The sequence below is a fragment of the Pseudonocardia sp. DR1-2 genome (genome assembly GCF_023717215.1).
GTDB lineage: Bacteria > Actinomycetota > Actinomycetes > Mycobacteriales > Pseudonocardiaceae > Pseudonocardia > Pseudonocardia alni.
The window spans coordinates 631,002-656,124 of record NZ_JAMQOF010000004.1; the positions used below are offsets into that span (position 1 = coordinate 631,002).

The 25,123-nt window shown below is 75.1% G+C and carries 28 protein-coding genes; 9 read left to right on the top strand and 19 right to left on the bottom strand.

The features are described from left to right. Window positions 1-19: 19 nt before the first annotated feature. Window positions 20-1,702 carry a potassium-transporting ATPase subunit KdpA gene (gene kdpA / locus ND486_RS15285; protein ID WP_251784854.1) on the bottom strand — a complete coding sequence of 561 codons (1,683 nt, stop codon included), beginning with the start codon at window positions 1,700-1,702 and terminating at the stop codon, window positions 20-22. Next, window positions 1,702-1,788 carry a K(+)-transporting ATPase subunit F gene (gene kdpF, locus ND486_RS15290; RefSeq protein ID WP_062400985.1) on the bottom strand — a complete coding sequence of 29 codons (87 nt, stop codon included), beginning with the start codon at window positions 1,786-1,788 and terminating at the stop codon, window positions 1,702-1,704. The genes kdpA and kdpF overlap by 1 nt, the downstream gene beginning before the upstream one ends. Before the next feature lie 346 nt (window positions 1,789-2,134). Between kdpF and ND486_RS15295 the strand changes: the two genes are divergently transcribed. Beyond that, the gene (locus tag ND486_RS15295; protein ID WP_251784855.1) at window positions 2,135-2,527 is read left to right on the top strand and encodes a hypothetical protein; all 393 of its coding nucleotides are present in this window, start codon (window positions 2,135-2,137) and stop codon (window positions 2,525-2,527) included. Window positions 2,528-2,571: 44 nt separating this feature from the next. Then, on the top strand, window positions 2,572-3,618 hold the full coding sequence (locus ND486_RS15300) for a magnesium and cobalt transport protein CorA (RefSeq protein WP_062400981.1): 1,047 nt from the start codon (window positions 2,572-2,574) through the stop codon (window positions 3,616-3,618). Window positions 3,619-3,658: 40 nt separating this feature from the next. Here ND486_RS15300 and ND486_RS15305 read toward each other — a convergent pair whose 3' ends face one another. Then, window positions 3,659-4,846 carry a hypothetical protein gene (locus ND486_RS15305; RefSeq protein WP_251784856.1) on the bottom strand — a complete coding sequence of 396 codons (1,188 nt, stop codon included), beginning with the start codon at window positions 4,844-4,846 and terminating at the stop codon, window positions 3,659-3,661. Then, window positions 4,843-5,160 (bottom strand): PadR family transcriptional regulator, encoded by a 318-nt coding sequence (locus ND486_RS15310; protein WP_178376874.1) that lies wholly within the window; start codon window positions 5,158-5,160, stop codon window positions 4,843-4,845. Before ND486_RS15310 ends, ND486_RS15305 begins: the two co-directional genes overlap by 4 nt. Window positions 5,161-5,363: 203 nt before the next feature. Here ND486_RS15310 and lysA point away from each other — a divergent pair, with 203 nt between their 5' ends. Continuing rightward, a complete protein-coding gene (gene lysA, locus ND486_RS15315; RefSeq protein WP_251784857.1) occupies window positions 5,364-6,698 on the top strand; it encodes a diaminopimelate decarboxylase in 1,335 nt (444 codons plus the stop codon). 13 nt (window positions 6,699-6,711) lie between these two features. Here lysA and mutM read toward each other — a convergent pair whose 3' ends face one another. The 6 genes from mutM to ND486_RS15345 form a co-directional block, all read right to left on the bottom strand. Further along, window positions 6,712-7,590: a bifunctional DNA-formamidopyrimidine glycosylase/DNA-(apurinic or apyrimidinic site) lyase gene (gene mutM, locus ND486_RS15320; RefSeq protein WP_208821127.1), complete on the bottom strand. Its 879-nt coding sequence runs from the start codon at window positions 7,588-7,590 to the stop codon at window positions 6,712-6,714. A 6-nt stretch (window positions 7,591-7,596) separates the two neighbouring features. Then, window positions 7,597-8,346, bottom strand: coding sequence for a ribonuclease III (gene rnc / locus ND486_RS15325; protein WP_208821126.1), 750 nt, complete (start codon window positions 8,344-8,346; stop codon window positions 7,597-7,599). An 8-nt stretch (window positions 8,347-8,354) separates the two neighbouring features. Next, on the bottom strand, window positions 8,355-8,537 hold the full coding sequence (gene rpmF, locus ND486_RS15330; protein WP_251784858.1) for a 50S ribosomal protein L32: 183 nt from the start codon (window positions 8,535-8,537) through the stop codon (window positions 8,355-8,357). Window positions 8,538-8,607: 70 nt separating this feature from the next. Beyond that, complete coding sequence (locus ND486_RS15335; RefSeq protein ID WP_062400972.1) at window positions 8,608-9,183, bottom strand: DUF177 domain-containing protein; 576 nt, start codon at window positions 9,181-9,183, stop codon at window positions 8,608-8,610. 26 nt (window positions 9,184-9,209) lie between these two features. Further along, window positions 9,210-10,229, bottom strand: coding sequence for a MinD/ParA family protein (locus ND486_RS15340; protein WP_251784859.1), 1,020 nt, complete (start codon window positions 10,227-10,229; stop codon window positions 9,210-9,212). Window positions 10,230-10,405: 176 nt separating this feature from the next. Continuing rightward, window positions 10,406-11,173, bottom strand: coding sequence for a helix-turn-helix domain-containing protein (locus ND486_RS15345; protein WP_251784860.1), 768 nt, complete (start codon window positions 11,171-11,173; stop codon window positions 10,406-10,408). 61 nt (window positions 11,174-11,234) lie between these two features. Here ND486_RS15345 and ND486_RS15350 point away from each other — a divergent pair, with 61 nt between their 5' ends. Further along, entirely contained in the window at window positions 11,235-11,732 is a 498-nt protein-coding gene (locus ND486_RS15350) for a glyoxalase/bleomycin resistance/extradiol dioxygenase family protein (RefSeq protein ID WP_251784861.1), read from the top strand. 138 nt (window positions 11,733-11,870) lie between these two features. Then, a complete protein-coding gene (locus tag ND486_RS15355) occupies window positions 11,871-13,070 on the top strand; it encodes an MFS transporter (protein ID WP_251784862.1) in 1,200 nt (399 codons plus the stop codon). Between the two features lie 46 nt (window positions 13,071-13,116). Here ND486_RS15355 and ND486_RS15360 read toward each other — a convergent pair whose 3' ends face one another. Genes ND486_RS15360 through ND486_RS15390 form a run of 7 tightly spaced genes read right to left on the bottom strand, consistent with a single transcriptional unit; the run spans window position 13,117 to window position 18,724 of the window. After that, entirely contained in the window at window positions 13,117-13,869 is a 753-nt protein-coding gene (locus ND486_RS15360) for a DivIVA domain-containing protein (RefSeq protein WP_062400965.1), read from the bottom strand. Window positions 13,870-13,928: 59 nt separating this feature from the next. Further along, window positions 13,929-14,411 (bottom strand): pantetheine-phosphate adenylyltransferase, encoded by a 483-nt coding sequence (coaD, locus tag ND486_RS15365; RefSeq protein ID WP_073578201.1) that lies wholly within the window; start codon window positions 14,409-14,411, stop codon window positions 13,929-13,931. 30 nt (window positions 14,412-14,441) lie between these two features. After that, a complete protein-coding gene (locus tag ND486_RS15370) occupies window positions 14,442-15,176 on the bottom strand; it encodes a GntR family transcriptional regulator (RefSeq protein ID WP_208821119.1) in 735 nt (244 codons plus the stop codon). Between the two features lie 20 nt (window positions 15,177-15,196). Next, window positions 15,197-15,976, bottom strand: coding sequence for a glucosamine-6-phosphate deaminase (locus ND486_RS15375; protein WP_208821117.1), 780 nt, complete (start codon window positions 15,974-15,976; stop codon window positions 15,197-15,199). Then, window positions 15,976-17,139: an N-acetylglucosamine-6-phosphate deacetylase gene (locus ND486_RS15380; protein WP_251784863.1), complete on the bottom strand. Its 1,164-nt coding sequence runs from the start codon at window positions 17,137-17,139 to the stop codon at window positions 15,976-15,978. The genes ND486_RS15375 and ND486_RS15380 overlap by 1 nt, the downstream gene beginning before the upstream one ends. Beyond that, window positions 17,136-17,402: an HPr family phosphocarrier protein gene (locus ND486_RS15385; protein ID WP_062404348.1), complete on the bottom strand. Its 267-nt coding sequence runs from the start codon at window positions 17,400-17,402 to the stop codon at window positions 17,136-17,138. The genes ND486_RS15380 and ND486_RS15385 overlap by 4 nt, the downstream gene beginning before the upstream one ends. Before the next feature lie 26 nt (window positions 17,403-17,428). After that, complete coding sequence (locus ND486_RS15390) at window positions 17,429-18,724, bottom strand: PTS transporter subunit EIIC (protein ID WP_251784864.1); 1,296 nt, start codon at window positions 18,722-18,724, stop codon at window positions 17,429-17,431. A 169-nt stretch (window positions 18,725-18,893) separates the two neighbouring features. Between ND486_RS15390 and ND486_RS15395 the strand changes: the two genes are divergently transcribed. The 3 genes from ND486_RS15395 to ND486_RS15405 are packed head-to-tail and all read left to right on the top strand — an operon-like array spanning window position 18,894 to window position 20,235. Then, window positions 18,894-19,124, top strand: coding sequence for a glucose PTS transporter subunit EIIB (locus ND486_RS15395; RefSeq protein ID WP_020626212.1), 231 nt, complete (start codon window positions 18,894-18,896; stop codon window positions 19,122-19,124). Further along, a complete protein-coding gene (locus ND486_RS15400; RefSeq protein ID WP_073578206.1) occupies window positions 19,121-19,570 on the top strand; it encodes a PTS glucose transporter subunit IIA in 450 nt (149 codons plus the stop codon). The genes ND486_RS15395 and ND486_RS15400 overlap by 4 nt, the downstream gene beginning before the upstream one ends. Then, window positions 19,567-20,235 carry an HAD family phosphatase gene (locus ND486_RS15405; protein ID WP_251784865.1) on the top strand — a complete coding sequence of 223 codons (669 nt, stop codon included), beginning with the start codon at window positions 19,567-19,569 and terminating at the stop codon, window positions 20,233-20,235. Before ND486_RS15400 ends, ND486_RS15405 begins: the two co-directional genes overlap by 4 nt. Window positions 20,236-20,242: 7 nt before the next feature. On the opposite strand, the gene rsmD is transcribed toward ND486_RS15405, so the two are convergent. Together rsmD and ND486_RS15415 are read right to left on the bottom strand one after the other, a co-directional pair. Continuing rightward, window positions 20,243-20,797 carry a 16S rRNA (guanine(966)-N(2))-methyltransferase RsmD gene (rsmD, locus tag ND486_RS15410; protein ID WP_208821105.1) on the bottom strand — a complete coding sequence of 185 codons (555 nt, stop codon included), beginning with the start codon at window positions 20,795-20,797 and terminating at the stop codon, window positions 20,243-20,245. 21 nt (window positions 20,798-20,818) lie between these two features. After that, a complete protein-coding gene (locus ND486_RS15415) occupies window positions 20,819-24,199 on the bottom strand; it encodes a pyruvate carboxylase (protein WP_251784866.1) in 3,381 nt (1,126 codons plus the stop codon). Window positions 24,200-24,471: 272 nt separating this feature from the next. Here ND486_RS15415 and ND486_RS15420 point away from each other — a divergent pair, with 272 nt between their 5' ends. After that, window positions 24,472-25,119, top strand: coding sequence for a hypothetical protein (locus ND486_RS15420; protein WP_251784867.1), 648 nt, complete (start codon window positions 24,472-24,474; stop codon window positions 25,117-25,119). Window positions 25,120-25,123 lie beyond the last annotated feature (4 nt).

The window sequence follows — 25,123 nt, forward strand, 5'->3', positions numbered from 1 at the left end:
CGGTGGTGGTGGGTGGCGGTCACGAGAGGGCCTCGGCGATCGGGCCGAGCGCGAGCGCCGGGAAGAAGGTCAGCGCGGACACGAGCAGGACGGTGCCGCCGACCAGGCCGGCGAACAGCGGGCCGTCGGTCGGGAGCGTCCCGGCGCCGGCCGGGACGCGGCGCTGGCGGGCCAGCGAGCCGGCGAGCGCCAGCACCGCCAGCATGGGCACGAACCGGCCGAACAGCATGGCCAGTCCCAGCCCGGCCTGGAAGAAGTCGCTCGTCACGGTGAGCCCGCCGAACGCGGAGCCGTTGTTGTTGGCCGCCGAGGCCCAGGCGTAGAGGACCTCGGAGAAGCCGTGCGCGCCGTCGTTGCCCAGCGCGTCGGCGGTGCCCGGCAGCGCGATGGCCAGGCCCGCGCCGATCAGGACGAACGCGGGCATGACCAGGATCGACACGGCGGCGTAGGTGATCTCGCGCCGGCCGAGCTTCTTGCCCAGGTACTCCGGGGTGCGCCCGACCATCAGCCCGGCCAGGAACACCGCGATGACCGCGAGCACCAGCAGGCCGTAGAGCCCGGAGCCGACGCCGCCGGGGGCGACCTCGCCGAGCAGCATGTTCAGCAGCGCGACGCCGCCGCCCGCACCGGTGAGGCTGTCATGGGTGGCGTTGACCGCGCCGGTGGACGTGCCCGTGGTGGACACGACGAACAGGGCGGAGCCGGGGATGCCGAAGCGCACCTCCTTGCCCTCCATCGCCCCGCCCGCGGCGAGCGCGGCCGGGCCGTTGGGGTGCAGCTCGGCGAGCCAGGTCGCGGCGAGGAACAGCGCCCACAGCCCGCCCATGACCGACAGCAGCACGACGCCCTGGCGGACCCGCCCGACCAGCACGCCGAACGTGCGCGTCAGCGCGACCGGGACGACGAGCAGCAGGAAGATCTCGAGCAGGTTCGACAGCGGGTTCGGGTTCTCGAACGGGTGCGCGGAGTTGGCGTTGAGGATGCCGCCGCCGTTGGTGCCGAGCTCCTTGACCGCCTCCTGCGAGGCGGCCGGGGCGAGCGGCAGGGTGTGGACGCTGCCGTCGACGGTCGTCACGTCGACACCGGACCGCAGCGACTGCACCACGCCGGTGGCGACGAGCACGATCGCGGCGACGGCGGCGATCGGCAGCAGGATCCGGACGACGCCGCGGGTCAGGTCGACCCAGAAGTTCCCGATCCGGCCCCCCTCGTCGTCGCCGGTCGCACCGTGGGAGACGAAGCCGCGGACCAGCGCGACCGCGACCGCCATGCCGACGGCGGCGGACACGACGTTCTGCACGGTCAGGCCGGCCATCTGCACGGTGTGGCCGAGCACCTGCTCGGGCACGTAGGACTGCCAGTTCGTGTTGGTCACGAACGACACCGCGGTGTTGAACGCCATCGCGGGCGACACCGAGGTGGCGCCGTCGGTGCCGCGGCCGAACCCGAGCGGGAGGAAGGCCTGCAGCCGCTGCATCAGGTAGAGCAGCGCGATCGAGACGAACGAGAAGCCCAGCACACCCGCGGCGTAGGTCGTCCAGCGCTGCGGGGACGCGGCGTCGATCCGGCAGATCCGGTAGACGAACCGCTCGATCCGCCAGTGCCGGGTGTCGGTGTAGACCCGCGCCATCCAGTCGCCCAGCGGCTTCCAGGTCACGGCGAGCAGCGCCACCAGCGCCGCCGCCTGCGCGAGCCCCGCCATCAGAACCGCTCCGGGCGGAGCAGCGCGATCACCAGGTAGACCAGCAGGGCCAGGGCGAGCACACCCCCGGCGATGTTCGCGATCACAGCTTCTCCATCCCGCGCAGGGTGAGCGCGAGGACGGCGAAGGACGCCACCAGCAACGCGGTGTAGGCCAGGTCGGCCACGGGACTCTCCTCGGTCGTGCCCACCCGCCGGCTTGTCCGGCGGGCTGCGGGGATCGTGCGCCGCACCGGGGGTCGTGCCCGCGGCGATGACGGCGGATTGACGCCCACCGGGCCGCGCGTTGACGCGTTCTTGACGCCCGGTGGTGGCCATCACGTCCCCCGGACGGGCGGTCGGTCTCAGGAACCCGTCAACACACGCGCGTGACGACGCCAACACCGCGTCAGGGACCGGGCCGGGCCGCCGCCGGGGGCGCACGCTCCCGCGCATGCTGCAGCGCCGCCCCGCCCGTCCGGTCCCGCCGCCCCTGCCCGGGGGCGCCGGGTTCGTCGCCGCGATCGCCACCGGCGTCGCCGCGGGGCTCGCCGCCGGTGCCGCGGGGGCCGCCGGTGCCGGGCCCGGCCTCGTCGCCGCGGTCGCGGTCGCCGTCGCGGTGGTGGGGACGGCGGCGCTCGCCGTCGCGACGACGGCGGCCGGTGCGCTGGCCGCCGCGGCGGTCTGCTGGGGGTTCGCCGACGGCTTCGGGCTGCACCGCCTCGCCGAGCTGCACACCGGCGCGCGGGACCTGGAGCTCCTGGCCGGGCTGCTGGCGACCGCGCTGGTGGCCCACCTCCTCGTCCCGGCGGTTGCGCGGCACAGCGCTGGTTACCCTGCTCGGTGACGGCCCGGGCACCCGCCCGGCCGGCCCGGCGGGGAGGTCTGTGCATGTCGGTGATCGACAACGCGGTCTACGTCGACGGCAAGCGGGCGGCGGCGCCCGACTCCGTCGACAGCGCGGTCGAGGCGCTGCAGGGCTGCCGTGCCGACCACGGCGGCGAGGCACCCGCGTTCTGCTGGATCGGCATGCTGCGGCCGGGCGTCGACGAGATCCACCAGGTCGCGGCGGAGTTCGGGCTGCACGCGCTGGCGATCGAGGACACCGTCAACGCCCACCAGCGCCCCAAGCTGGAGCGCTACGGCAGCACCGAGTTCGTGGTGCTGCGCCCGGCCCGCTACGTCGACTCCGACGAGGTCGTCGAGATCGGCGAGGTGCACCTGTTCCTCGGACCGGACTTCGTCATCACCGTCCGGCACGCCGCCGAGCCGCAGCTCGGTGAGGTCCGCGACCGGCTGGAGAGCGACCCGGACCTGCTCTCGCACGGCCCGATGGCGGTGCTCTACGCGGTGCTGGACCGGGTCGTCGACGACTACTTCCCCGTCCTCGACGGCCTGCAGGACGACATCGACGAGATCGAGGTGCAGGTCTTCCGCGGCGACCCGAACGTGTCGCGGCGCATCTACCAGCTGACCCGGCAGGTCATCGCGTTCCAGCGGGCCGTCGAGCCGCTGCAGGAGATCTTCGTCGAGCTGCGGGCCCGGTTCGCCAAGTCCGGCGACGCCCCGGACCTGGAGCTGCGCCGGGCGATGCGCGACGTGATCGACCACGCCACCCGGGTGCGGGAGCGCGTCGAGGGGTTCCGCGACCTGCTCGGCAACATCCTGACGGTCAACTCCACCCTGGTCGCACAGCGGCAGAACGAGGAGATGACCCGGCTCACCGAGGCGGGCTTCGCGCAGAACGAGCAGATGAAGCGGGTGTCGTCGTGGGCGGCGATCCTGTTCGCGCCGACCCTGATCGCCGGCATCTACGGCATGAACTTCGACGAGATGCCGGAGCTGCACTGGGCGCTGGGCTACCCGATGGCCATCGGGCTGATGCTGCTGCTCGGACTGGGGCTGTACCTGGCGTTCAAGCACAACGACTGGCTCTGAGGGCCGGGCGCCCACCCCCCGTGGACGCCCGGCCCCCGGTTCAGCCGCCGGCTCCGGGCGTGGCCGGTGCCGGGGTCGCCCGCGGCGCGGTCGGCGGCGCCTGCGCACCCGGACGGGCCGCCGTGGTCTGCGGGATCGTCACGACCAGCGGCGGCGGGGGCACGGTCACGCACTCCCCCGACGACGGGTCGGTCGTGCGCACACCCTGCGGGTACGGCCCGGGCGCCGGGACGGTCGAGGTGGCCGCGGAGCCGTCGGTGGGGCAGTGACCGTCGTCGACGGCGAGCGGGCGGCCGTTCTCGTCGAACAGGTAGACCCCGGTCAGCGGCCTGCCGTTCGCGTCGAAGGGCCGCACGTCGGACACCGTGTTCCCGTCGAGGGTCAGCCCCGGCGGCGGCGAGTACGACGACACGTCGGTGGTGCGGTCCTGCCCCTGGGCCGGCACCCCGGCCACCAGCAGGCCCGCGGCCAGTGCGTTCAGCGGCACCACGGCCCACAGCAGCCGGCGGTCGACCGCGCTGCGGCGGCCGAGCAGCACCGACAGCGGCACCGCGGCGACGGCCAGGACGACGGTGATCAGCAGCCCGGCGGACCCGCCCCCGCCGAACACCCATCCGACGAGCCCGGCCGCGACCAGCCCGCGCAGCACCCACCAGCCGGGCTGGAGGGTCAGGACGAACCCGCCGACCCCGCCGTCGGCCCGGGTCCGGGCGATCCGCTCGCGCAGCGCCACCACCGACGGCAGCGCCGCGACCGACGGCTGCCCCGGCCCGTCGGTCCACACGGCGAGCACCCCGGCCCCGGCGGCCAGGGCCGCGAGGAACATCGGGAACGACGCCGACGGCCCGACCTGCCACACGGCGGGACCCGCGAGGACCATCAGGCCGGTGGCGCCGAGGAGCGCGGCCACCGCGAACCACGCCCCGCCCGTGCGGGGGCGTCCGGCGGGCGCCTGCGGGGCCGGATAGCCCGCGGCCGCGCGCAGCTCCGCCGCGTAGGCCTCCGGCGTGCCGAGGCGCTCGCGGACCGCGGCCCGGTCGAAGCCGGGGCCCAGCTCGTCGGAGAGGTCGGCGAGGTGGCCCCGCGCGTCCTCGACGATCTCCTCGACCTCCGCCGGGGGCAGGTCGGACAGCGCCTCCCGCAACCCGAGCAGGTACTCGGTGCCGACCGGGTCGCCGATCCGGGTCGTGGCGGCGCCGTCGGGGCCGCCGGTGCCGTCGGTGCTCACGTGCCCACCAGGCCTTCCATCGTGGTGGCGAACGCGCGCCACCGGTCGGTCGTCTCCCGCAGCCGGGCCCGGCCCGGCTCGTTGATCGCGTAGTACTTGCGGTGCGGCCCCTCCTCGCTGGGGACGACGTAGGAGGTCAGCAGGCCCGCACCGTAGAGCCGGCGCAGCGTGCCGTAGACCGACGCGTCCCCCACCTCGCTGAGCCCGGCCGCGCGCAGCGCACGGACGACCTCGTAGCCGTAGCCGTCCCCGCGGTCGAGCACGGCGAGCACCGCGAGGTCGAGCACTCCCTTGAGCAGCTGACTGGTGTCCATCGCACCTCCTTGCGCACCGGAGAGTACTACGCAGTGCGCAGTAGTGCGCGCACCACTGCACCCCGTGCGTGTCAAGGTGCCGCCAGTGGTGGCACCGGCCCCGTCAGGGCGGCGTAGCGGGAACGGGCACGGAGGCGCCCGCGGGGTGACAACGGAGGGGCACGGCGCCCGCACCGGGCGCCCGCCACCAAGGAGTCATCCCGGTGACCCTCGCCGACCTGCTCCCCTCCCTCCGCCCGACGCTGGCCGCCCGCCTCGAGCCGGGCCTGTGGCCGCTCACGACCCGCGCCACCTCCGACGGTGCCCTGCAGATCGGCGGGGTCGACCTCGCCGGGCTCGCCGCCCGCTTCGGCACCCCGGTGCAGGTGCTCGACACCGCCGACGTCCGCGCCCGCTGCCGTGCCTACCGGGCCGCGCTGCCCGACGCCGAGATCGTCTACGCCGGCAAGGCGTTCCTCTGCCGCGGGATGGCCCGCCTGGTCGCCGACGAGGGCTGTTCGGTCGACGCCTGCTCCGGCGGTGAGGTCGCGGTGGCCGCGGCCGCGGGGCTGCCCGGCGACCGGATCGTGCTGCACGGCACCGTCAAGACCGACGAGGACCTCAAGGCGGCGTTCGCCGCGGGCGTCGGGCGGATCGTGCTGGACTCGGCGGCGGAGGTCGACCGGATCGCCGCGCTCGCGCCGCACCGGCAGAAGGTGCTGCTGCGGATCAGCCCGGACGTCGACGCCGGCACCCACCCGGGGCTCACGACCGGCACCGCGTCGTCGTGGTTCGGGATGCCGCCCGCCGAGGCGTGCGAGGTCGCCGGACGGGTGCTGGCCCGCCCCGAGCTGGAGCTGGCCGGGCTGCACTGCCACCTCGGCTCGCAGGTGCCGTCGGTGTCGCGCTACGAGCGCGCCGCGGTCCGGATGGTGGGTGTGATCGCGGCGCTGCGCGCGCGGTACGGGATCACCGTCGCCGAGCTGGACCTGGGCGGCGGCCACGCGGTCGGCTACGCCGAGGGCGAGCCCTGCCTGGACCCGGCGACGTTCGGCCGGGCCGTGCGGGGCACCCTGGCCCGGACCTGCGCGGCGCACGGGATCGACGAGCCGCGGCTGCTGGTCGAGCCGGGACGCGCGGTCGTCGCCCGGGCCGGGGTGACGCTCTACCGGGTCGGCGCCGTGCAGCGCTGCGGCGACGGCCGCATCACCGTGCTGGTCGACGGCGGCATGAGCGACGACCCGCGCCCCGCCCTCTACGGCGCCCGCTACCCGGTCCGGCTCGTCGGGCGCGCCACCCGGGCGCCGCTGGAGACGGTCCGCGTGGCGGGGCGGCACTGCGAGTCCTCCGACGTGATCGCCGACGGCGTCCGGCTGCCCGCCGACGTCGCGCCCGGGGACCTGCTGGCGGTGCCGGTGTCCGGCGCGTACCACGCGTCGATGGCGTCGACCTACAACCAGGTCCCGCGCCCGCCGGTGATCGCCGTCGCCGCGGGGGCGTCGCTGCCGCTGCTGCGCCGCGACACCCCGGAGGACCTGCTGCGCCGCGACTGCTCCTGACCCCCCGCGCCGCTCAGCGACGCGGCCGCGGCGCCGGCTGGCACCGCGGGCAGGTGAACGACGAGCGGTTCATGAACGCGTCCCGGCGGATCGGGGTGCCGCAGCGACGGCACGCCCGGTCCGCCCGGCCGTAGACGTTCAGGGAGCGGTCGAAGTAGCCCGAGGCGCCGTTGACGTTGACGTACAGCGCGTCGAAGGAGGTCCCGCCCTGGGCGAGCGCCTCGTGCATGACGGTCGTCGCGGCGTCGAGGACGGCGTGACCCTGGGCCCGGGTGAGCTTCCCGGTGGGCCGGGTGCCGTGCAGCCGGGCCCGCCACAGCGCCTCGTCGGCGTAGATGTTGCCGATCCCGGAGACGACGGTCTGGTCGAGCAGCGCACGCTTGACCTCGGTGCGACGGCGACGCAGCGCCGCGACGGCGTCGTCGGCCGAGAACGCCGGGTCCATCGGGTCGCGCGCGATGTGCGCGACCGGCTCGGGCACCAGGCCGCCGCCCGCGGCCGCGGCGAGCGGGTGCACCGACAGCCCGCCGAAGGTGCGCTGGTCGACGAAGCGGAGCTCGGGGCCGTCGTCGTCGAACCGGACGCGGACCCGCAGGTGCTTCTCGTCGGGCGCGTCCGGGGGCTCCACCAGCATCTGCCCGGACATGCCCAGGTGCGCGAGCAGTGCGTCGTCGCCGGGGCCCGCGGTGTCCAGCTCCAGCCAGAGGTACTTGCCGCGCCGCGCGGCCGCGGACAGCGTGCGCCCGGTCAGCCGGCCGGTGAAGTCGTCCGCGCCGGTCGGGTGCCGGCGTACCGCGCGCGGATGCAGCACCTCGACGCGGGCGATCCGCCGGTCCAGCACGTGGTCGGCGAGGCCGCGGCGGACGACCTCGACCTCGGGCAGTTCCGGCATCGACGGCTACCGCCCGGAGCCGGCACTCTCGTCGGACAGCGCGTGCCAGGCGATCTCGGCCGCCTTCTGCTCGGCCTCCTTCTTGGTGCGCCCCGCACCGCTGCCGAGGTCACGACCCCCGACGACGGCCGTCGCGGTGAACACCTTCAGGTGGTCCGGGCCCTCCTCGTCGATCCGGTACTCGGGCACGCCGTGCCCGCCGGCGGCGGTGAGCTCCTGCAGGCTGGTCTTCCAGTCCAGGCCCGCGCCGAGCAGCGGGGCACTGTGCAGCAGGTCCGCGAACAGCCGGTGGATCAGCTCGCGGGACGGCTCGAGGCCGTGCGCGAGGTACACCGCGCCGAGCAGCGCCTCGGTGGCGTCGGCCAGGATGCTGGCCTTCGACCGGCCACCGGTCAGCTCCTCACCGCGCCCCAGGTACAGGTACGCGCCGAGGCCGTGCGGCCCGTCGTCCGGCGTCGGCAGCGCCACCGCGACGGTGGCGAGCGCGTGCATGTTGACCACGCTCGCGCGCAGCTTCGCCAGCTGCCCCTCGGGCAGGTCCGGGTGGTCCCGGTAGAGCCGCTCGGTGATCACGATCGACAGCACCGAGTCGCCCAGGAACTCCAGGCGCTCGTTGGTCGGCAGACCGCCGTGCTCGTAGGCGTAGGACCGGTGGGTGAGCGCCAGCGTGAGCAGCGCCTCGTCCAGGTCCACACCGAGTGCGGACAGCAGAGGTGACCGGTCCGTCACCGGACCGGTCACGCTCTTGTCGCCCACTGCTGCGATCAGGCCGGGCTGGTGACCTGACGGCCGTCGTACTGCCCACAGGTCGGGCAGGCGATGTGCTGCAGCTTCGGCTCACGGCAGGCGCGGTTCGAGCAGGCGACCAGGGTCGGCGCAGAGGCCTTCCACTGCGACCGGCGCGCACGCGTGTTCGACCGCGACATCCGGCGCTTGGGAACGGCCATGATGACACTCCTCGGTACTTCGAACGATCAGGTCTGCCCACCGGGGAGCGGGCTCACGTGGAGCCGCCGCTCAGTCGGTGGAGGGCAGGCGCTCACGGAGCGCCGCCCAACGAGGATCCAGTGTCTCATGCCCGTGATCCGACGGGAGATCGGCCCACCTCTCGCCGCACTCGACGCACAGACCGGGGCAGTCCTCGCGGCACAGGGGCGCCATCGGGAGCTCGGTGACGATCGCGTCGCGCACGGTCTGGGTGAGGTCGATGCGCTCGTCGACCAGGCGCGGGATCTCGTCGGCGTCGGTGGTCTCCTCGGTGACCGAGTCCGGGTAGGCGAACAGCTCGCCGATCCGGACCTGCACGTCCTCACCGATCGGCTCCAGGCAGCGCGAGCACTCCCCCGCCAGCCGGGCATCGGCCGTGCCGGAGACGTAGACGCCCTCGGTCACCGACTCCAGGGACACGTCGAGCTCGACGTCGGACCCGCCGGGGACGGTGATCACCCCGGTCAGGCCGATCTCGGCGTCGCCCGACGGCGCGGGGACCGTACGGGCCACGGTGCGCTGGTTACCGGGGCGGCGGGCCAGCTCACGGGTGGAGAGGACCCAGGGGTTGTCGTCGGGACGGTTCTGGCTGCGCGCGGTGTTCATCTCGCGGACCAGCGTACGCGGCCCGGTCAGTCGCGTCGTCGCACGTCGAACGCGTCGGCGACCAGGGCGCCCAGCTCCAGGAACGCGTCCGCGGTCGCCGGGCGGAGCCGGGCCGGGTCGACCCGGCCGCCGGTGGCCAGGTGCGGGTCGTGCGGGACCTCGACGACGCCGCGCACCCGCTGGGCGAAGTGCTCGCGGATCCGGACGGCGTCGACCTCGGCGCTGCGCCGGTCGCAGGACAGCACGACCACCGCGTCGCGGACGAGGTCGCCGTGGCCGTGCGCGACCAGCCAGTCCAGCGTCTTGCTGGCCCGGCCCGCGCCGTCGACGGTCGGGGCCCCGACCACGACGACCGAGTCGGCGCGCGCGAGGGTGCCCTGCATCGTGGAGTGCACCATCCCGGTGCCGGAGTCGGTGATGATGATGTTGAAGAAGCGGCCCAGGAGGTCGACCACGCGCTCGTACTCGTCGCGGGAGAACGCCTCACCCGAGGCGGGGTCCTGCTCCGAGGCCAGGACCTGCAGGCGCCCGGCGAGGCTCGTGTAGCGGGACACGTCGGTCCAGGTGCCGACCGAGTCCAGATCGTTCAGCAGCTCGCGGACGGTGATCCGGGAGTCGCCGGTGAGACGGTCGGCGAGCGTGCCGGCGTCGGGGTTGGCGTCGAGGACGACGGCCCGGTCCCCGCGGTGCTCGGCCAGTGCCTGTCCGAGGCAGGCCGCGACCGTGGTCTTGCCGACGCCGCCCTTCACCGACATGACCGCCACCCGGTGCGCCCCGGCCAGCGGCGCGCGGACCCGGTTCAGCAGGCCGGAGCGGAGCTCCTCGGCGTCGCTCGGGCCGGGGTTCACACGGCCGCCGGTGACGTCGTAGAGGGCGCGCCGCCATCCGGTGCGCGGCCGGTCGGGCCGCGCGCGCAGCATGGCGTCCTCGCGCAGGTCCGCCGCGGCCGCCCCGGGGTTCCCGCGCGGGGCCTCGGAGCGTGGGAGCTCGGGACGCGGGGCGTCGGGAGCCGGGACCTCGGCCGGGGGCTGCGCCGGGTTCGTCACAGGGGGTCCTTCCAGCCGGTGCCCGTAGCGTGCCCACCAGGTCGTCGGGTCGGGTTCGGGCCGGCGTGCCATGCGCGGGAGAGTAGTACGGCGGGTGACCTGGATTCCTGCGTCCGGCGTATCCGACCACAGCAACTGCGCGCGGTGAAGCACCTGTGTCGCAGCAGTACCCGTGATCACCCGGCCGCGCGGGCCGCCTGCCGGGTCGCGCCGGGCGTCTCACCGAGCACCGCCCGGTAGCGACGGGTGAAGTGGGCCTGGTCGGCGTAGCCGAGATCGGCGGCCAGCCCGGCCAGCGCGGTGTCCGGGTCGGTCCGGAGCACCGCGGCGGCGTGCTGCAGGCGACGGCACTCGATCAGCCACAGCGGGGTCAGTCCGACGTGGCCGCGGACCAGGCGTTCCAGGGTCCGCGGTGCGACGCCGACGAGCTCGGCGAGCTGGTCGGCGCGCAGGACGTCGGCACGGGACTCGGCCAACGCGCAGGCCCGGTTGACCAGGCGTCCGGCGTCGGTGACCCGGTCCGCCAGCGGGGCGAGCCAGTCCCGCACCGTCGCGGCCGGGTCGCCGGCCGCCACGGCCGCGGTGAGCTCCGCCACCGGCGCGCCGCGGACCTCCTCGGCGGTCCCGCGCAGCGCGGCGGGTGCGGTGGCCGTGAACAGCGGGGTCGCGCCGGGCCGCAGCAGGACGCCGACGACCCACGACCGCCCGGCCAGCTCGCGGACGTCGACGCCGGTGCGCGGCCCGTGCAGCGTCGCGGTGACCGGGTCGGTGACGAGGTTGAACGCCGGGTACTGCAGCACCCGCTGGCGCACCGTGCGTCCCGGCGGCACGTCCCAGCGGGCGGTCCACACCCACCGGACGAGGTCGTCGAGCCCGATGGGCGCCCGGTCGAGCGCGACCTCGGGGGCACCCGGGTTGAGGTGTCCGCGCGACTCGACGGTCATCGACCAACCCCCTGTCGGCAATGTTCAATCCGCGCCGTCGCGGGGCGGGGAGACTCGTCGTATGGAGCTCACGAGCAGTGTCACCGGCGCCCACACCACCGACGGCCGTCCGCACGGGGTCACCTCACTCACCCCGCACCTGGTGGCATCGCCCGCCCGCGCGGCGATCGAACTCTACTGCGCCGCCTTCGGGGCCCGGGTGCTCTCGGTCACCGAGATGGGCGGGATGGTCGGGCACGCCGAGCTGGAGCTGGCGGCCGGCCGGTTCACCGTCTCCGACGCGATGCCCGACTACGGCCTCGTCGCCGCCCCGGCGGGTGACCACCCGGTGTCGCTGTCGCTCGCGGTGTACGTACCCGACGTGGACGCGGCCGTCGCGACGCTGGCCGAGGCCGGGTCGACGGTGCGCGAGCCGGTCTCGACGTTCGTGTCCGGGGACCGGTTCGGCTCGGTCGTCGACCCGTACGGGGTGCGGTGGGCGGTGATGACCCGGGTGGAGGACCTGTCGCCGGAGGAGAGCGCGCGCCGGGTCGAGGAGTGGGCGGCGCAGCAGGGCTGAGGGCACGGCGGCCCGGTCGGCCCCGGCGCCGGACGGTGCGCCGCGGGCCCTCCGGTCCCGGACGCCGATCCGGAACGCCTAGTCTCGGACGGTGATCTTCGCTGCTCCGCCGTCCGTCGTCCCGGCGACCTGAGACCGGTGCTCCGGCCCCGATCGCTCCCGCTGGCCTTCGCCACGGCATCGGTGTCCTTCGTGGTGGTCTGCGCCGCGGCCGGGGTGCCGGCCCCGCTCTACGTCGTCTACCAGCGGTCCTACGGCATCTCGACGGTCGCGCTCACCGGGGCGTTCGCCGTCTACGTCGTGCCGCTGCTGGTGGCCCTGCTGTGCTGCGGCAGCCTGTCCGACCACGTGGGCCGGCGCCGGGTGGCGGTGCCCGCACTGATCGTCGGCGCGGTGGCGTGCCTGGTCCTCGCCACCGTCGACTCGTCCGCACCGTTGATCATCGGGCGGGCGGTCCAGGGGGTGTCGGTGGGGCTCGCGCTGGCCGCGCTCGGCGGCTACGTCGTCGACCTGGCGCCTCCGGCGCGTCCCGGGCTGGCCGGGGCGATCACGAGCGGCGCGCCGCCGGGCGGCATCGCGCTCGGCGCGCTCGCCTCCGGAGCCGCGGTGCAGCTCGCGCCGGACGGCGCACCCGTCCGGTCCTTCGTCGTCGCAGCGGGACTGCTCGTCGTGGCCGCCGCGGCGCTCGCCCTGCTGCCGGAGACCGCGGTCCGGCGGCCCGGGGCGCTGCGGTCGCTGCGGCCGGAGGTCCGGGTGCCCCGCGCCGCGCGCCGACTGTTCCCGATGGTGTGTGTCGTCGTCGCGGCGACCTACGTCCTCGGCGGGTTCACCCAGGCGCTGGCCCCGTCGCTCGCGGCCTCCGTCCTGGGCCGCGACGACCTGTTCAGCGGCGCCCTGGCCGTCGCCGTCTACCACCTCGCGGGACCGGCGGCGGGGCTCGTGGCCGCCCGGCTGCCCGCCGCACGCGCGCTGACCGTCGGGGCCGTCGTGCTGGCGGCCGGCACCGCCGGGTTCGTCGGCGCGATCGCCCTCGGGAGCTTCGCCGCCTACCTCGCCGCCGCGGTCGCGGCCGGGGCCGGGTTCGGTGTCGCGTTCGCCGGCGCGATCCGGGTCCTGCTCGACCGGAGCCCGGAGGGCACGCGCGCCGGCACCCTCGCCGCGGTCTACCTGTACTGCTACCTCGCGGCCGCCGTGGCGAGCCTGCTCGCGGGGGCCGCGGTCGACGTGTGGGGCCTGGCGCCGGTGGCCTCGGTCCTGTGCGGTGTGGTCGTGGTGATGTCGGTCGCGGGTGCCACCGGGGCCGCGCTCCGGCTCCGCGGCTCGGTGGACCCGGGGTGAGCGCCGCGTCGGTGCTCGGCCGGGACGGCCCGAACCGCCGCGGCCGTCAGTCGATCAGGTCCATCCCGGTGCCGGTGCGGCCCGGCTCCGGGGGCCGTCCGCCGCCGTAGTTCGGGCCGTACTGGCCGCGCCAGATCTGGCTGCGCCCGCGCCCGACGACGCCGAGCGCGTTGTTCAGGGTGGTCTCCAGCTCGCCCAGGGTGGTGTCGACGTAGTCGTCGCACTCCCGGCGCAGCCGGTCGGCCTCGGCGTGTGCGCCGTCGACGATCCGGCCGGCCTCGGCGTGCGCGGAGCGGACGACCTCGGTCTGGGACACCAGCCGGGTCTGCTCGTTCTGCCCGTCGGCGATGAGCCGGTCGTGCGCGGCCCGGCCGGCGTGGCTCATCCGCTCGGCCTCGTCCCGGGCCCGGTCGGTGACCTCGGCGTACTGGCGGCGGCCCTCGGCGACCACGCGCTCCGCCTCGTGGCGGGCCTCGGCCAGGGTGCGCCCGGCCTCCTCCTGCGCCTCGGCGACGAGCCGTTCGGCCTCGGTACGCGCGTTCTGCAGCGTCTCCTCGGCCTCGGAGTTCGCCGCGGTCCGGGTCTCCTCCGCCTCGCGCTCGGCCTCGGACACGACGTCGTCGCGCCGGTCGAGCACGTCCTGGGCGTCGTCCATCTCGCCCGGGATCGCCTCGCGGACGTCGTCGAGGAGCTCCAGCACGTCGCCGCGCGGGACCACGCAGTTCGACGTCATCGGGACGCTGCGCGCCTCCTCGACGATCGTCACCAGCGCGTCCAGCGACTCGAAGACCCGGTACACGCGACGGATCCTCTCACCGTCACGGGCGCGGACCCGTTATTGGGCGCCGCTCCCGCGTGTCAGGCGAGCCGGTCCAGCAGCCGGGTGTGCACGCTCGGCGGGAGGAACGCGGTGACGTCGCCGCCGCCGCGGGCGACCTCCTTGACCAGTGAGCTCGACACGTAGACCTGACCGGGCGCACCGGGCAGGAACAGCGTCTCGACCCCGGTCAGGTGCCGGTTCATGTGCGCCATCGGGAGCTCGTAGTCGTAGTCCGTCGCCCCGCGCAGGCCCTTGACCATCGCCTGGGCGCCGCGCTCGCGGCAGTAGTCGACGACGAGCCCCTGGAACGACTCGACCCGCACGCCCGGCAGGTCCGCGGTGATCTCGGTGAGCATCGCGACGCGCTCGTCGACGGAGAACAGCCCCTCCTTGCGGGGGTTCACCAGGATCGCGACGAACACCTCGTCGAACAGCGCCGCGGTGCGGGCGATGACGTCGAGGTGACCGACCGTCGGCGGGTCGTAGGAACCGGGGCAGACGGCGCGACGGACCTCGGGCATGGCCGGAACCTATCAGCCGGTGATCACCGGTCAGGCCCAGCTGCGGTCCAGCGACATGTGCAGCTCGTAGCGGTCACCGCGGTAGCGCGACACGGTGTACTCGACCGGCCGGTCACCGGAGCTGGAGGTCCGGTCGAACACCAGGATCGGGTGCCCGGCGGGGATCCCGAGCAGGACCGCCGAGGCCTCGTCGGCCTGCTGGGCGGCGACGGTCTGCTCGGCGCGGTCGATGGGGAGCCGGTAGTGCTCCTGCAGGATCCCGTAGACCGAGCCGCTGAGGTCGTGGACGTCGAGGTCGGGGACCTGTTCTGCGTCGTACCAGGCGTCGTCGATCGACATCGGCACCCCGTCGGCGACGCGCAGCCGCCGCAGGTGCCAGCACCGGCCGTCGGGGCCCTGACCGAGCGCGCGGACGGCCTCCGGCGGTCCGGTGGTGAGCGCGACCTCGAGGACGACCGTGGTCGGGGTCAGCCCGAGCCGGCGCATGTCGTCGTGGAAGGACGCGAGGTGCAGCCGGGAGCGCGCGGTGCGGGCCGCGACGTAGGTGCCCTTGCCGCGGACCCGGGTCAGCAGCCCGTCGCGCTCCAGCTCGCCGACGGCGGCCCGCACCGTCACCCGGCTCACGCCGTGGTCCAGGCACAGCCTGCGCTCGCTGGGGAAGGCGTCGCCGGGCGCGAAGTCCCGCGCGATCGTCTCCGCGAGCAGGACGCGGAGCTGCTCGTGCTTGGGCACGACCCCGTCGCCGATCCGGACCTCGCCGTTCATGGTGCCGTCCACCGTAGCCACTACCGCCCCCGTCCCGGTCCGCCGACCTGCCCGGCCGCGACGGGCCCGGCCCGCTCCCCGGCGGCCGCCCGGTCGAGCACCAGCGTGCAGTGCGGGTGGTCGCGCAGCACGGTCGCGGGCACGTCGGTCGTGACCGGTCCGGACACCGTCGCCGCCACGGCCGCGCGCTTGCCCTCCCCGGTCGCGACGAGCACGATCCGCCGGGCCTCCATGATCGTGGCCGGCCCCTGGGTGAGCACCCGGTGCGGCACGTCCGCGGGACGGTCGAAGAAGCGGGCGTTGTCGGCGCGGGTCCGCTCGGTCAGCGTCGCGACCCGGGTGCGCGAGCCGAACGCCGAGCCGGGCTCGTTGAACCCGATGTGCCCGTTGCCGCCGATGCCGAGGATCTGCAGGTCCACCGGGCCGCACGCGGCGAGCAGCCGTTCGTAGTCCGCCGCGGCCTCGGCCGGGTCCGCGCGGGTGCCGTCCGGGGCGTGCACCGCGGCCGGGTCGATGTCGAGATGGTCGGTGAGCTCGCGGCGGATGACCTCGCGGTAGGACTGCGGGTGCCCCGCGGGCAGGCCCAGGTACTCGTCGAGCAGGAAGGCGCGGGCCCCGGCGAAGGACAGCCCCTCGTCGCGGTGGCGGCGGACCAGCTCGGCGTAGGCGGGCAGCGGCGAGCTGCCGGTGGCGAGCCCGAGGGTCGGCGGCCGGCCGGTGTCGCGGGCCAGGACGTCGGCGACGGCGTCGGCGACCGCCCGCCCGCAGGCCCGCGGGTCGTCGAGGACGACGATCTCCATCACGCACCCCCGCCGGTGACGGGCAGGCCGGCGCGCAGCACCTGCTGCGGCCGCAGGTCCGCGTCGGTGACGAGCACGTCGGCGCGGTGGCCCGGGGCCAGCGACCCGACCTCGCCGTCGAGCCCGAGCAGCCGGGCCGGGGTGCGGGTCGCGGCGAGCACCGCGTCCTGCAGCCGGACCCCCGCGTCGCGCACCGTGGCGCGCACGACGTCGACCAGGCACGCGGTGCCGCCCGCGATGGGCCCGTCCGGGATCCGGGCGACGCCGTCGTCGACCCGGACCTGCATCGTGCCCAGGTGGTAGCGGCCGTCGGGCATCCCGGCCGCGGCCATCGCGTCGGTGACCAGCGCGACCCGGTCCGGCCCGACCAGGTCGAACACCGCGGCGACGGTGTCGGGCGACAGGTGCACCCCGTCCGCGACGAGCTCCACGACGAGCTCGCCCCGGCCGGCCGCGGCCAGGCACGCCGCGACCGGCCCGGGCGCCCGGTGGTGCATCGGGGGCATCGCGTTGAACAGGTGGGTGGCGCTCATCGGCGCGCCGCCCGCCCGGGCGATCCCGGTCGCGGTGGTGCGGGCGTCGGCGTCGGTGTGGCCGATGCTCGGCAGCACCCCGTGCGTGGCGAGCACCGCGAGCAGGTCCGCCGCGTGCGCGGTCTCCGGCGCGTAGGTCACCGACGCGACGGCTCCGTCGGCCTTGGTGAGCAGCTCGTCGAGCAGCACGGGGTCACCCGGGAGGATCGCGCGCGGGTCGTGCGCGCCGCACCGCGCGGCGGCCAGGAACGGGCCCTCCAGGTGGATCCCGGCGAGGTCCCCGGCGACGACGAGCGGGCGCAGCGTCGCGATCCGCTCCGCCAGCACGGTCGGCGGGGCGGAGACCAGCGAGGCGAGGATCGTCGTCGTGCCGTGGGCGCGGTGGTGGGCGAGGGCGGCCGCCGCCCCCGCCGCCGTCGCGTCCGGGAAGCCGTGCCCGGCGCCGCCGTGGTCGTGCACGTCGACCAACCCGGGCAGCAGCAGCGACGACGACGCGGGCGGGAGCGGACCGTCGTACGCCGCGGCCGGGAGGACCGCGACGATCCGGTCCCCCGCGACCGCGACGACCGAGTCCGGGAGCAGCCGGCCGTCGGTGACGACGGTGCCGCGGAGCATGCGGTCTGCCGTCACGCGTCGTGGTCCGTCTCGAGCAGCGTCACGAGGCCGTCCAGCGCAGCCGGGGCGCCGTCGCCGTCGGCCCGCAGCACGACCTCGTCGCCGAAGACGACGCCGAGGGTCATGAGCCCGAGGACACTGCGCGCGTCGACCGGGTCCTTCCCGTCGGTCGCGACGGTGACGGGCAGCCCGGTGGCGGCGGCGGCGCGGGCGAACAGCGCGGCCGGGCGGGCGTGCAGCCCCACCCGGGACGCGACGACGGCGGTGCGGGTGTGCACGGTGCTCTCCTGCTCCTCGGCGGCGGTCACCGGTCGGCCCTGCCCGCGGTGCCGGTGGTCCGGGTGGTGTCGGTGGTCTGGGTGGTTCCGGTGGTCTGGGTGGTGGCGGTGGTGGCGGTGGTCTCGTCGTCCTCCCGGCCGGGGGTCCGCAGGTTCCAGCGACGGATCACGAAGCGGAACAGCACGTAGTAGACGACGGCGTAGGCGAGCCCGATCGGGATCAGCCACAGCGGCCGGGTGGCCTGGCCGAAGTTGAGGACGTAGTCGATGGCACCGGCGGAGAAGGCGAACCCGCTGTGGATGTCGAGCGCGTTGACCAGCGCCAGCGAGGTGCCGGTGAGCACCGCGTGGATCAGGTACAGCGGCCACGCCACGTAGACGAAGGCGTACTCGAGCGGCTCGGTGATGCCGGTGACGAAGGAGGTCAGCGCGACCGACACCATGATCCCGCCGACGAGCTTGCGCCGCTCCGGGCGGGCCTCGTGCCAGATGGCCAGTGCGGCGGCGGGCAGCGCGAACATCATGATCGGGAAGAAGCCGGTCATGAACGCCCCGGCGGTCGGGTCACCGGCGAAGAAGCGGTTGAGGTCGCCGCGGGTGCCGTCGAAGTCCCCGATGAGGAACCAGACGACCGAGTTGACGATGTGGTGCAGCCCGACGGGCAGCAGCAGCCGGTTGACCAGGCCGAAGATCCCGCCGCCGACGACGGCGTTCTCCCCGACGGCGTTGCCCAGCCCGGTCAGCCCGGCGTTGAACACCGGGTAGACCAGGCTCATGACCGACGCGATCACCATCATCGACACGGCGGTGAGGATCGGGACCAGCCGGCGGCCGTTGAAGAAGCCGAGGAAGGTCGGCAGCGTCGTGCGGTGGAAGCGCTGCCACAGCAGTGCCGCGACCAGGCCCGCGACGATGCCGCCCAGCACCCCGAAGTCGATCGTGGCCTGCTCGCCCTTCGAGTCGAGCACCCCGGGCAGCAGCACCGGGGACAGCGCGGTGAACACGCCGTCCATCACGAGGTAGCCGACGAGGGCGGCCAGCGCGGTGGACCCGTCGGAGCGGCGCGCCCAGCCGATCGCGATGCCGAGCGCGAAGATCATCGGCAGGTGGTCGAACAGCGCGCCGCCGGCCGCGGCGAGCACGGCCGCGGGCTGCTTCAGCGCCTCGACGCCGCCGAGCAGGTCGTCCTGCCCGAGGCGCAGCAGCAGGCCGGCCGCGGGCAGGACGGCGATCGGGAGCATCAGGCTCCGGCCGAGCCGCTGCAGCCCGGCCAGCCCCGGCCGTCGTCGTACCGGCTCCGCCGTGGAGGTGTCAGTGCTCATGGACTCGCACTCCTCGTCGAGTATCGGCGACCGGACGGGCTCGGCGGGCGTTGTGGAGCCGCCGCGACAACCGGTACGGTCTGGTTATAACCAGTGAGGGTGCGGGCCGGACACGGCGCTGTCAAGACACTGGTCATGACCAGTAGTGACCGGAGGGTGGAGGAACCCCATGAGCAGGGCCGACGACATCGTGGCGGGGCTGGGCGGACCCGGGAACATCACCGACATCGAGGCGTGCATCACCCGGCTCCGGACCGAGGTCGGCGACCCCGGCCTGGTCGACGACGCGGCGTTGAAGGCCGCCGGGGCGCACGGTGTGGTCCGGTCCGGGACCGTCGTGCAGGTCGTGATCGGGCCGGAGGCGGAGAACCTCTGCGACGACGTCCGGGACCTGCTGTGACGTCCGTCGTCGCGCCCGTCGACGGCGCGGTGGTCGGCCCCGCGGGGGTGCCCGACCCGGTCTTCCGCGACGAGCTGCTCGGCGGCGGGACGGCCGTCGAGCCGCCCGCGGACGCCACCGAGGCGGTCGTGCTGGCCCCGGTCGCCGGCACCGTCGCGGCGCTGCACCCGCACGCCTTCGTGATCACCGCCGACGGTGGCCCCGGGATCCTGGTCCACGTCGGCATCGACACGGTCTCGCTCGGCGGGGCCGGGTTCACCACGCACGTCGCGAAGGGCGACGCGGTCGAGCGGGGCGCGCCGGTGCTGACCGTGGACCTCGCCGCCGTGCGGGCGGCCGGCCTCGCGCCGACCTGCCCGGTCGTCGTGCTGGACTCCCCCGCCGGCTCGGTGAGCGCCCCCACCGGGCACACGGTCCGCGCCGGCGACGAGCTGTTCCGCCTGTGACGGGCACCGTTCCCGACGGCGCCCCGGTCGTGTTCGACCTCGACGGCACCCTCGTGCGCAGCGAGCACGTGCACCGCCGGACCTGGGCCCGGTTCTTCGCCGAGTGGGGCGCCGAGGTCGACGACGAGACCTACCGGCACCGGTTCATGGGCCGCCGCGCGGCCGACGCGCTGCGCGAGGTCGACGGGCCGTGGCGCGCCACCGACACCGACGAGCTCGCCGCGCGGCTGGCCGGGCACGGCACCGCCCTCGCCGACGACGTCGACGTCGTCCCCGGCGCTCCCGCGCTGCTCCGGTCGCTGGCCGGGCGCGGGCACCGGCTCGCGGTGGTGACGAGCGCCCGTCGCGGCTGGGCCGACCGGGTGCTGGGCGACGTGCTCGGTACGGCACCGCTGGTCGAGCTCGTCATCACCGCCGAGGACGTCGTGCGCGGCAAGCCGGACCCGGAGGGCTACCTCACCGCGTGCCGCCGTCTCGACGCCGACCCGGCCGGCTGCGTCGCGTTCGAGGACTCCGTCGCCGGGGTGTCCTCCCTGGTCGCGGCCGGGATGGGCACCATCGTCGGGGTCCGGACGACAGCCGGGGACGCGGAGCTGACCGCCGCCGGGGCGCACCGGACGGTGCCGGACCTGACGCCCGGCCGGCTGCTGGGCCCGGCGGCCTGATCCGGGCTCAGCCCCCGAGCGAGCCGTGGTGCAGGACGGTGTCGCCGTAGCGGCGGGACCGGCCCGCGGTGAACCCGGCGGGCCAGCCGAACTCACCCGACGACTTCGCCCGCTCGACGACGACCGCCGCACCGGGCGCGAGCCAGCCGTGGGTGGCGGCGGCGGTCAGCCAGCCCGCGAGCTCGTCGTCGGGCACCGCGTAGGGCGGGTCGACGAGCACGACGTCGAACGCCCGCGGCGCGGGCCCGGCCAGCACCGTCCCGGCCCGCCCGGTGACGACCGACCCACCGAGCCCGACCGCGGCCAGGTTGCGCCGCAGCACCCCCGCGGCCCGCTTGTCCGACTCGATGAACACCGCGTCGGTCGCGCCCCGCGACAGCGCCTCCAGCCCGAGCGCGCCCGACCCGGCGCACACGTCCAGCACGGCGGCACCGCCGAGCCCCGGGTCGTGGTCGAGCGCGGAGAACAGCGCCTCACGGACCCGGTCGGAGGTCGGCCGGGTCCCCGACGGCGGCACGGCGAGCCGTCGTCCGCCCGCCGTGCCCGCGATCAGCCTGGTCATCGCTCCATCGTGCCGTGCGGCTCAGTCCAGCTCGACCAGCAGGTCCCCGCCCTCGACCTGGGTGACCTGCCCGATCGCGAGCCGCTTCACGGTGCCGGCCCGGTGCGCGGTGATCGACGCCTCCATCTTCATGGCCTCGATGGTGGCGACGGTCTGGCCGTCGTCGACGGTGTCGCCCTCGTCGACCTGCAGCGTCACGACCCCGGCGAACGGGGCCGCGACGTGCGCGTCGTTCCCCTTGTCGGCCTTCTCCGCGGCCTTGACCTCGGTCGCGACCGACTCGTCGCGCACCGCCACCGGGCGCAGCTGCCCGTTGAGCGTGGTCAGCAGGGTGCGGTAGCCGCGCTCGTCGGGCTCGGAGACGGCCTCCAGCTCGATGATCAGGGTGACGCCGGGCTCCAGGTCCACGGTGTGCTCGAGGTCCTCCTCCAGCCCGTAGAAGAAGTCCTTCGACGACAGCACCGCGGTGTTGCCGTACTGCTCGCGGTGGCTGTCGAAGTCCTTGGTCGGGCCGGGGAACAGCAGCCGGTTCAGCGTGCGGCGACGCTCGTCACGCAGCCCGCGACGGTCCTCGATGGACAGCTCCGCCTTCTCCGCCTCGGGGCTGCGGCCCTCCAGCGCGCGGGTCCGGAACGGCTCCGGCCAGCCCGCGGGCGGCGAGCCCAGCTCACCGCGCAGGAACCCGATGACCGAGTCCGGGATGTCGAAGCCCGCCGGGTCCTTCTCGAAGTCCGCGGCGTCCACCCCGGCCCCGACCAGGTGCAGGGCCAGGTCACCGACGACCTTCGACGACGGCGTCACCTTCACCAGCCTGCCCAGCATCCGGTCCGCGGCGGCGTAGCAGTCCTCGATCAGCTCGAACCGGTCGCCCAGCCCGAGCGCGATCGCCTGCTGGCGCAGGTTCGACAGCTGACCGCCGGGGATCTCGTGGTGGTAGACCCGCCCCGTCGGCGACGCGAGGCCGGACTCGAACGGCGCGTAGACCTTCCGCACCGCCTCCCAGTACGGCTCCATGTCCCCGACCGCGGTCAGGCTCAGCCCGGTCGCGCGGTCGGCGTGGTCGGTGGCCGCGACCAGCGCCGACAGCGACGGCTGGCTGGTGGTGCCGGCCATCGAGGCGACCGCGCCGTCGACGGCGTCGACCCCGGCGTCGATCGCCGCGACCAGCGTCGCGAGCTGCCCGCCCGCGGTGTCGTGGGTGTGCAGGTGCACGGGGAGGTCGAAGCGCTCCCGCAGCGCCGTGACCAGCTTCTTCGCCGCGGGCGGGCGCAGCAGGCCGGCCATGTCCTTGATCGCCAGGACGTGCGCGCCCGCGTCGACGATCTCCTCGGCCAGGCGCAGGTAGTAGTCCAGGGTGTAGAGCTTCTCGCCCGGGTCGGACAGGTCCGCGGTGTAGCAGAGCGCGACCTCGGCCAGCGCCGTGCCGGTGTTCCGGACGGCGTCGATGGCCGGGCGCATCTGGGAGACGTCGTTGAGGGCGTCGAAGATCCGGAAGATGTCCATGCCGGTGTCCGCCGCCTCCTGCACGAAGGCGTCGGTCACCTCCGTCGGGTAGGGCGTGTAGCCGACGGTGTTGCGCCCGCGCAGCAGCATCTGGGTGCAGATGTTCGGCGCCGCGGCCTTGAGCGCGGCGAGCCGGTCCCACGGGTCCTCGGCCAGGAAGCGCAGCGCGACGTCGTAGGTCGCGCCGCCCCAGCACTCCAGCGACAGCAGCTCGGGCATGGTCCGCGCGACGTAGGGCGCGACCGCGACCAGGTCCCGGGTCCGGATCCGGGTCGCCAGCAACGACTGGTGGGCGTCGCGGAACGTCGTGTCGGTGACCGCGACCGCGGTCTGCTCACGCAGCCGGCGCGCGAAGCCCTCGGGCCCGAGCTCGCGCAGCAGCTGCGCCGAGCCGTCCGGCGCGGGCGTCTCCAGGTCGACGTCGGCGGGCAGCTTGTCGACCGGCTCCACGACCAGCGGCCGGTCGCCGTTCGGCTTGTTGACCGTGACCTCGCCCAGGTACTGCAGGATGCGCGAGCCGCGGTCGGCCGACGGACGGGCCTTGAGCAGGTGCGGGCGCTCCTCAATGAAGCTGGTGGTGACCCGGCCCTGCTTGAAGTCCTCGTCCTCCAGCACGGCGGCGAGGAACGGCAGGTTCGTCGCCACGCCACGGATCCGGAACTCGGCCAGCGCGCGACGGGCGCGCCGGGCGGCGTTGGCGAAGTCGTGGCCGTGACAGGTCAGCTTGACCAGCATCGAGTCGAAGTGCGCGGAGACCTCGGCGCCGACGTGCACGGTGCCGCCGTCCAGGCGCACGCCCGGGCCGCCCGGGGAGCGGTAGACCGACAGCGTGCCGACGTCGGGCCGGAACTCGTTGGCCGGGTCCTCGGTGGTGATGCGGGTCTGCATCGCCGCACCGGTGAGGGTGATGTCGTCCTGGGTCAGCCGCAGCTCCGGCAGCGTCATGCCCGAGGCGATCCGCAGCTGGGCGATGACCAGGTCGCGGTCGGTCACCTGCTCGGTGACGGTGTGCTCGACCTGGATGCGCGGGTTCATCTCGATGAAGTGGTGCTTGCCGCGCTCGTCGAGCAGGAACTCCACGGTCCCCGCGTTGACGTAGCCGATCGTCCGCGCGAAGTTCACCGCGTCGGCGCAGATCCGGTCCCGCAGCTCCGGGTCCAGGTTCGGGGCCGGGGCGATCTCGACGACCTTCTGGTGGCGGCGCTGCACCGAGCAGTCGCGCTCGAACAGGTGCACGACGTTGCCGTCGGCGTCGGCCAGGATCTGGACCTCGATGTGCCGCGGGTTGACCACGGCCTGCTCCAGGAAGACGGTGCCGTCGCCGAACGCGGACTCCGCCTCCCGGCTCGCGGCCTCGATCGCGTCACGCAGGTCGCCGGGCTCGGTGACCCGGCGCATCCCGCGTCCGCCACCCCCGGCGACCGCCTTGACGAAGATCGGGAAGTCGATGTTCTCGGCCGCCGCGAGCAGCTCCTCGACGTCCGAGGACGGCTCGGAGGACTCCAGTACCGGCACGCCCGCCTCCCGGGCGGCGGCGACGGCGCGGAACTTGTTGCCCGTCAGGTGCAGGACCTCCGTCGGCGGCCCGACGAAGGTGATGCCCTCCTCGGCGCAGGCACGGGCCAGATCGGGGTTCTCCGACATGAAGCCGTAGCCGGGGTAGACCGCGTCCGCGCCGGCCTTCTTCGCCGCCCGGATGACCTCCTCCACCGACAGGTAGGCGCGGACCGGGTGCCCCGGCTCCCCGATCTGGTAGGACTCGTCGGCCTTCGCGCGGTGCAGCGAGTTGCGGTCCTCGTACGGGAACACCGCCACCGTCGAGACACCCAGCTCGAACGCGGCCCGGAACGCCCGGATGGCGATCTCGCCCCGGTTGGCCACCAGCACCTTGCGGAACATCGTTCTCCTCATCACGATCGGCGACGACGCCCGTGGCGGCGGGGGTTCCCGCGCGACGGACGCGTGATCCTGACACGACCGGCCAGGTCCCGACCACTGCTCGGGACAGGGTGCCCACACAGCGGGACATCGCCCGGTCCCGGCGTGCCGGTGGTGCCCCGTGGCGTGGCACGACGTGCCGTCGCGGGCCGGTGCGTGGCGCGATCCGGACACCTCGGGCACCGTGGGGCGGGTACCGGCCCCGTCGGCCGGCGCGGCGGGGAGGTGGTGGCGTGGTGGCCGTGGTGTTCCAGTTGCTGTCGTTCGCGCTGCTGGCGATGGCCGTGATCGGCGCCTACCGGCGGCTGCGCGCCGACCGCGGCCCCGGTCCCGGCCCCGCCCCGGAACCGGCCGTACGTCCCGTGCTGTCGTCCGAGGCCGTTGCCGCGGAGCAGGCGTGGCGACGCGCGCGGGCGGAGTTCCAGCGGCTGCGCGCGGAGTTCGCCGCGCACGAGGCGGACCCGCTGGCCGTGCTGCGCCGCCCCGCGCTGTCGGACACCACGGTGGCGGCCACCGCCCGGTTCGTCGACGCGTTCGCCGAGGCCCAGGCGCTGGACACCGACGGCTACCCGGGCGAGCCGCACGCCGGGACCCACGTGCGCGCCGTCGACGCCGCCCGCCGCGCCTGGACCGCCGCGGTCGACGCCGCCGACCGGATCCGGCTCGCCGGGCTGGACCCCGAGGAACGGCGCACCGTCGGGCGGGTGGTGAAGCTGCTGACCACCGCGCGGGACTCCGACTCCGAACCCGAGCGGCTCGCCGCCTACGGCCGCGCCCGCGTCGAGCTGGACCGGCTGGAACGGTCCGGGCGGGTACACCTGCCCCGCCCGGCCCGCGCCCGGCTGGACGCCGCGGCCCGGGGCGAGCTCCCCGGGCCGTGACCGC